This is a genomic window from Paenibacillus sp. IHB B 3415, assembly GCF_000802655.2.
GTDB classification, from domain to species: Bacteria; Bacillota; Bacilli; order Paenibacillales; family Paenibacillaceae; genus Paenibacillus_AQ; species Paenibacillus_AQ phytohabitans.
This window is the reverse complement of the sequence record NZ_JUEI01000146.1, coordinates 1-6,744: the sequence shown is the minus strand read 5'-3', so window position 1 is coordinate 6,744 and position 6,744 is coordinate 1. Positions and strand designations below refer to the sequence as shown.

General features: G+C 44.7%; 8 protein-coding genes and 1 pseudogene. 3 read left to right on the top strand and 6 right to left on the bottom strand.

Going from position 1 to position 6,744, the window contains the following annotated elements:
• Nucleotides 1–109: 109 nt before the first annotated feature.
• Nucleotides 110–307: pseudogene (locus tag QW71_RS35390) on the bottom strand (helix-turn-helix domain-containing protein); the annotation flags it as partial.
• 149 nt (nucleotides 308–456) lie between these two features.
• Here QW71_RS35390 and QW71_RS35385 point away from each other — a divergent pair.
• Nucleotides 457–714: a helix-turn-helix domain-containing protein gene (locus tag QW71_RS35385; protein WP_083442855.1), complete on the top strand. Its 258-nt coding sequence runs from the start codon at nucleotides 457–459 to the stop codon at nucleotides 712–714.
• A gap of 140 nt (nucleotides 715–854) precedes the next feature.
• On the opposite strand, the gene QW71_RS35380 is transcribed toward QW71_RS35385, so the two are convergent.
• Nucleotides 855–1,844: a zinc-binding dehydrogenase gene (locus QW71_RS35380; protein WP_039310465.1), complete on the bottom strand. Its 990-nt coding sequence runs from the start codon at nucleotides 1,842–1,844 to the stop codon at nucleotides 855–857.
• Between the two features lie 128 nt (nucleotides 1,845–1,972).
• On the opposite strand from QW71_RS35380, the gene QW71_RS35375 reads away from it, so the two are divergent.
• Nucleotides 1,973–2,827 (top strand): LysR family transcriptional regulator, encoded by an 855-nt coding sequence (locus QW71_RS35375; protein ID WP_039310467.1) that lies wholly within the window; start codon nucleotides 1,973–1,975, stop codon nucleotides 2,825–2,827.
• Between the two features lie 93 nt (nucleotides 2,828–2,920).
• Here the strand turns inward: QW71_RS35375 and QW71_RS35370 are convergent, their stop codons facing one another.
• Nucleotides 2,921–3,865, bottom strand: coding sequence for an MBL fold metallo-hydrolase (locus tag QW71_RS35370; protein ID WP_039310462.1), 945 nt, complete (start codon nucleotides 3,863–3,865; stop codon nucleotides 2,921–2,923).
• A 188-nt stretch (nucleotides 3,866–4,053) separates the two neighbouring features.
• On the opposite strand from QW71_RS35370, the gene QW71_RS35365 reads away from it, so the two are divergent.
• Nucleotides 4,054–4,467 carry a MerR family transcriptional regulator gene (locus QW71_RS35365; RefSeq protein ID WP_039310460.1) on the top strand — a complete coding sequence of 138 codons (414 nt, stop codon included), beginning with the start codon at nucleotides 4,054–4,056 and terminating at the stop codon, nucleotides 4,465–4,467.
• Between the two features lie 99 nt (nucleotides 4,468–4,566).
• Here QW71_RS35365 and QW71_RS35360 read toward each other — a convergent pair whose 3' ends face one another.
• The 3 genes from QW71_RS35360 to QW71_RS35350 all read right to left on the bottom strand — a co-directional run.
• Nucleotides 4,567–4,971, bottom strand: a complete 405-nt coding sequence (locus QW71_RS35360; protein WP_039310457.1) for a VOC family protein — start codon at nucleotides 4,969–4,971, stop codon at nucleotides 4,567–4,569.
• A gap of 73 nt (nucleotides 4,972–5,044) precedes the next feature.
• Nucleotides 5,045–5,992, bottom strand: a complete 948-nt coding sequence (locus tag QW71_RS35355; RefSeq protein WP_039310455.1) for a YafY family protein — start codon at nucleotides 5,990–5,992, stop codon at nucleotides 5,045–5,047.
• A 356-nt stretch (nucleotides 5,993–6,348) separates the two neighbouring features.
• A partial coding sequence (locus tag QW71_RS35350; RefSeq protein WP_039310453.1) for a hypothetical protein occupies nucleotides 6,349–6,744 on the bottom strand: 396 nt, incomplete at its 5' end.

Genomic DNA, 6,744 nt, shown 5'->3' with positions numbered 1-6,744 from the left:
AAAGCGGCAGAAAAACGCACAAGCCAATGGCTTGTGCGCTTGTTTTAAATGACCTCATTTGCTCTGAGGGACGTATCTCATAATAATTCTTTAAGTACATTTTTCGCTACTGAACTAAATTAACTTCAAGCGATTCCGCTATCTTATGTAAATTCAATAAAGAAACGTTCTTCTCACCACGCTCAATCTGCCCTATGTATGAAAAATGAAATCCGCCTTTCTCCCCAAGCGCTTCCTGTGATAAGCCCCGCTCTTTCCGAAGAGCACGAATCCGGGTTCCTACGAGCTTCAATATTTGCTTATCCATCTTGGGCTGAGCAACTTTGAATCATAGAGAAACTACAGGGAAGTGCAGAACAGGCTCAAAATATGTATATATTTTACTTTTTGTTGAATATTTTATCTGTCACGACCATTATATCAGATTGATAATGGACTTAAAAGGGGTTATTTTCCTTGAGCGATCCGTCCAACATCATTAAGCAGATAATCGGAAAAACCGTTAAAGCTATACGTATCAAACAAGGTCTAAGCCAAGAAGATCTGGCGCATGAATGCAATGTCGACCGATCCTACATTTCCATGATTGAGGTTGGCAGAAATGAGCCTTCCGTCACGAAAATATTTGATCTCTGCAAGGGACTGAAAATCAAACCGTCTGATTTTTTCAAGCTGATTGAGATAGAGTATGAGAAAGTGAAAGAGAACGAGTGAACAAAAATAAGAGCGGGGCATGAAGCTGTTAGCTTATGTTCCGCTCTTATTGTTATCAAGGGAATTAAAGAGGCTTCATAGATATTGGCGTCCATTTAGCCTGAACCGCTTCTTACGACCTCATTTGCCCTGTTGTCTGTTCAATCTATTCTTATTCCAATATTACCGAACTGCTCCCCCTTCTGCATTCTGTGAAATGCCTGAACTGTATCTTGTAAAGGATATACTCGATCAATGATAGGACGAAGCAAGTGGCGTTCCATAAATTGAAGCATATCAGCAAATTCTTCACTACTTCCCATAGAGGTACCAATGATACTAATTTGGGGAAAAAATATGGACCGCATCGGGATCTCCATTCGATCTCCCGAGCTTGCCCCAAACGTGACAATACGGCCACCCGGTTTAATAATGTCAAAGTAATGTGGGAACGTCGCAGGTCCGATGCTGTCGAGGATGAGATCGACGGTGTCTCCATCCATACCTTCCCTCCAATCGCTATGACTGTCAAATGCATGGTCAGCCCCATTAATGAGTGCAGCTTGTCTTTTCGTTTCACTACGTGATGTGACACTAACACGCGCACCCACCGCTGAAGCCATCTTCATGGCATAAGTCGCAACACCACCACCAATGCCAGGAATAAGGACGTGTTCACCTTGCTGTAAGCGGCCTCTCGTGAACAGAGCTCGATAGGCCGTCAAGGCGGACAGGGGTAGCACACCCGCTTCTTCCCAAGACAGGTAAGCTGGCTTGCTGATGACATTTTGCGCAGGAATGATGATAGACTCGGCGAATGTACCATCTGAAGGACCTCCTACAATGGCTGGAACATACGGAACATTATCGGCGGATTCCCATCCGATACATGGATTAATGATGACATCGGCACCTAATGGATGGCTGAATACACCTTCACCTACTGCTTCTATCCTGCCCGCGCCATCAGAACCAATAACCAGAGGGACATCCTGTTCTGTTCGATCTGCCATGATGAACAAGTCCCTATGGTTCAGCCCTGCAGCCTCTATCCTTACTTTTACTTCGCCAACCCCCGGCTTTTGGTCCCTAATATCTTTATATTTCAAGCCCTTCAGGCCACTTTGTCCAGCATGTACAATTGCTTTCATCTTGATTACTCCCTTAAGTCGTTATTAATGAATCTATATTGAATTGTACATAAAGGATATAATCCAGTAAAATGATCAAAACTGAAGGCGACTATCATAAAGAATCATACCAGGCAGGTGACATGGAAATGGAAAGTGGAGATTTGAAAATATTTCAAGCTGTTGCTCGCGAGGGCACCATAACGAAGGCCGCGCAAGTCTTGAACTATGTGCAGTCCAATGTGACGAACCGGATTCAGTACCTTGAGGCTGAGTTGAAGCTCCCTCTTTTTCGTCGATCCAATCGGGGGATGACGTTAACGCCAGCAGGTGAGAACTTGCTGGAGTATACGGATAAAATACTGACTCTGATGGACGAGGCTGTGAAATCCACACAATACTCGGAGCAGCCTGCGGGCCTTCTCCGCTTAGGTTCCATTGAAACGACAGCAGTTATTCATCTGACTCCTCTTCTGACCAAGTATCACTTACGATATCCCGATGTCAAACTATCGCTCATCACTGGCGAAACGCATGGTCTCTTACAAAAGGTGCTTGATTACGAACTAGATGGAGCCTTTGTCTATGGACCCATTGACCAGCTTGATATAGAACATGTTGTGGCTTTCAACGAGGAGTTGGTGCTGATCTCGGAACCGGGTAAGAGTGACATGCGCGAATTGCTTACGAAGCCGATGTTGTTCTTCGACGTTGGATGTACACATCGCGCAAAAGCTGAGAAATTCCTAGGAGAAAGCGGGATGAGCTCTTATCAGATTATGGAGTTTGGAACGTTAGAAGTAATTCTAAGTGGGGTAGCCGCTGGATTCGGCGTGTCTATGCTGCCACAATCGTCAATTACCAAGGCGGAAGAGGCGGGTCAAATATCTTCCCATCGTCTTCCTGAAGGGTACCGGGACTTGCACGTATGGTTTGTACATCGCCGGAATTCCATTTTCTCCAGTGCGTTGTCAAGATTATTCCAAATGATTCAACAGCCATAGACATGCCTAGCCTACTGAATAAGAAGTGGTGGTAGACCAACATCAGCAACTTCCATTCCTTCGTTTTTTTCAAGATCTCTATTTCATGTTGACTCATCTGTTGTTTTGAACAAGCATACTGTTAAAGAGCCAGCGAAAGTTCCATCTGAAATACTGGGGCAGATGCCAATCCTCGTAGCCTGTTAATACCCCTTGTTCCAGCCAGTAAGACTCTGATTTCCCGCTTTTTACAGCCCCAGAAACATAAGTGATCGTTTTCTCCAAAAAGCGTATGACATCCGTGATTCGATCTGAATTAGATACCTCTCCATGTCCCGGAACGACAGTATTGATCTTGAGGTCTTTTTGAATGCGTTTAAGGATGCGTATCCAAGCGTATGGATTACCGTAGGGTATGACCGGAATTGTCTTAGTCGATATTAAATCACCAGCGATCAAAGTTTGCTCTTCTGGAACGTACACAACAGCATCACTTAAAGAATGACCGCCTCCGTAAGATAAAACTTCGATTGTTCGCTTTGTTCCTTGAATAACGAGTTTATCGTCAAAAGTTATCGTGGGTATCACCCTGCAAAGGGAAGGGATGGCATCATAAAGGGCTCGCTGTACGGAAAGATCATAGTCGATTTCAGTTAGCATGTGGGGATCTCTTTGCTTTGAACGTACATGATTTAGGCTAGTTATTAACTTTTGAATGTTTTGCTGCATGAAATCAACATTCACTTCACCCATATCAGAAAGCAAATCTCTTGTCCAAACGGTAGATATAAATTCGCTTTTCATAAATTCCTGATTGCCGTTGACATGATCTCCATGAAAATGTGTATTCACTACATATTTAACCGGTTTGTTTGTTAGTTGTTCAGCAGTATGACGTAACAAAGCACCAGAATGCGGCAGGTTGGTTGTATCCACTACAACGGTTAAATCCCCAAGATCAATAATTGCTGCATTCCCCAGAGAACCGCTGCCTGGAACCGAAATAGCACCCCAGATACCTTCCGATGCTTGTTGAATCGTGAAATATTCGTTGTTCATTGTTACACCCCTTTAGTGTTTGTTCCTGTATTTCAATTAGTAAAGTTAACTTACAAGTTAGAGTCAACTGGAAGTCAAGAGGTTTTTCAGGTGGAAGTTAGGGGCAATTATAAACATTGGCTTTGAGTTAACTGAAAGCTGTATAATATTTTTCAATACCAGCATTAAAAAGGAGGGGCAGAAATCGGATGCTTACGATAAGTCAAGTGTCAGAAAAAACGGGATTAACTCCTTATACGATTCGTTATTATGAAAAAATCGGGGTACTACATGAACCCAAGCGTAGTAATGGAGGGGCACGTGTCTACAAAGAAAGCGAGGTTTCCTACATTCAATGTCTAAATAAACTAAAAAAATTGGGCTTATCGCTTGAGGAGATTACGGAATTTACTCGTGAGGGCTGTGTAATGGATAAAATTCAACAAGGGGAGAATCCTTCTAATTATAATCCTACCTTAAAAAAGCGGATTGAAATCCTTGAGAAGCATCTGATGGGACTGGAATCCAGGCGGCAAGAAATTGATTACATGATTTCTCTCGCCGAAGAGAAACTTACCCTATACCAAGAACTTACGAAAGAAGACATAGTAAATACTAGATAATAGCGGCGTAATCCTGCGTGAACACTGCAGGGTGTCTGATGTAGAAAATCAGACACCCTGTGCCAGTTACTCGACATGACCCTCATGAAGATCAGTTAATCAATGCCTGCCACTAAACCGTTTAATCGCTTCCTCGGTCACCGGTTCGAAGAGGTTTACCAGGTTGCCGTCGGGATCACGAAACAGCATAGAACGGTTCCCCCACGGCATCGTGGTCGGTTCTTTTACCCAATCATAGACAATTGGCTTCAAGCGTGCGAATTCGGCTTCGACATCGTCGACGCGGAACTCGATGATGACAGTGTGATTGCTCGCTGCCACTACGGAACCAGCGCCGAATAGCTGCGCCGTTTGGGAGTGGCCGATTGCCAGGGTACATGCCGGCATAACGAGTTCGGCAAAAACAGGCGCGGGGTGCACCGCCGAAACACCCAGGACTTTTTCATAGAACTCGACGAGACGATTCACATCGTCGGTAATGATGCGTACAGAAGCAAAATTCACAAAATACCATCCTTTCTATACTCCTTTATGTTTACATACCCGATAATAAAACAACGCTACTGACAGCGTTATGTCAGTAGCGTTCTAAAATTTTTCGGGCTTCCTCACGAATCTTATTCCGGAATGATTCAGGCTCCAATACGATTACACCCGCTCCCCAGCCGAGCACCCATTGCAGTAATTCCTCCAGTTGGCGTACGCGTAAAACCACATCTAATCCAGCTTGATGCTCTTTCATTTCTTCAATGTAATGATAGTTGGATTCCTTCACCTTATCTGCGAGGTCATGATTAAATCGAAGATGAACGCGCAAGTGGCGATCATCCGGAGGGGTATACTCTCTTAAGTCAAAATGTACAGGAAGCTCGAATCGCTCTTCCAGTTCTACAAGTTCTGTCATTCGGGCCAATCGGAAATGGCGAATGTCATGGCGTAAGTCGCAATAAGCCACGAGCATCCATGATCCTTCAACGAGTACGAGGCCATAGGGAGCTACGGTGCGATCGCTATGGTGGTTCCCCGTAGAATCGGTATTTTTCTTCGAATAATGAAATCTGATCTTTCGCCCATCTAATATTGCCCGGCGAATCTTATCAAGATTATCCCTTTCATTTGACAGAGCTGCCTGTCTGCCCGGAGCAAGCAATCGCAGCGCCTTGCGTATACGGGAGCTCTCATTGCGGACACCGTCTGATAAAGTGGCCTCGATCTTCCTCCGAGCAGCCTTAGCTCTGTCACGATAATCATCATCAAATCGAAGCTCGATAAAATCCGTCCCTATGAGTAAGGTCACGGCTTCCTCTATAGTGAAGCTGATCGGCGGCAGAAAATATCCCTCCATTAAGGAATACCCTGTACCTGTAGTGCCTATAATCGGTACACCTGCTTCGCTGATCGCCTGAATATCCCGGTAAATGGTCCGGACACTGGTTTCAAACAGGGCCGCCAAATCTTCGGCACGTACCACTTTCCTGCCTTGCAACTCCAGCACGATGGCTAATAAACGGTCTGTTTTATTCATTGCTGCCCCCTCGAAACGGTATGCTGTGCAACAGAATCTTGCCCCTATTTATGATACGGTTCACCGTAACATCTATAGAACGAAATTGAAGGCCTCACTATTCCTTCATACCTTAACTCTTTCGCTATTCACTCTGCACTCTTCCCGCCCTGCGCCAATCTCTCCAAAATCCTTCTTTTACGATACAGCATCCGCGCGGCCTCGGCTACCTCTTCCAGGGACACAAGGTAGAACTGGATTCAGAGATATCGTTAATTGATCTTTTGCTGCTGATACATAAGGATTTTAATCCTGGGCTGGAGATTGTGGTATTTGTTGGCGAGCTGAATTATATCGTTAACGGGGAGGGGCAGGAGTTAGAGGTGATGCAACTTGAGGATATGAAAAGAGTGCCTCTCAAAAAGACTTTTCCTTACTTCTGCCACGTTCACTGCGATGGTTGAAGCGGCAAGTTTTAGAGCCGCCCAGTACTGGGCGGCTCTGGCTCTTTCTTGTTCTTTTATGTTAAGCTGAACGATTAGCAAGGAAGACAGCGATATACTGGTCAGCAATACGAAAATCATTTTCATGATTAACCAACATGCAAAACTTTGTACGCGGAATACCCCAATCGCAGAGTCTGCCGTCCGGGCATTTATGTACGCCATAATCTGACCGCTGCCACTGTTGGATTCGCTCCCGCAATATGCACGTGCACCAAATTTTTGCATTCCTAAGTATATTGCATCACAACCATTAGAAATTGCAGCTTT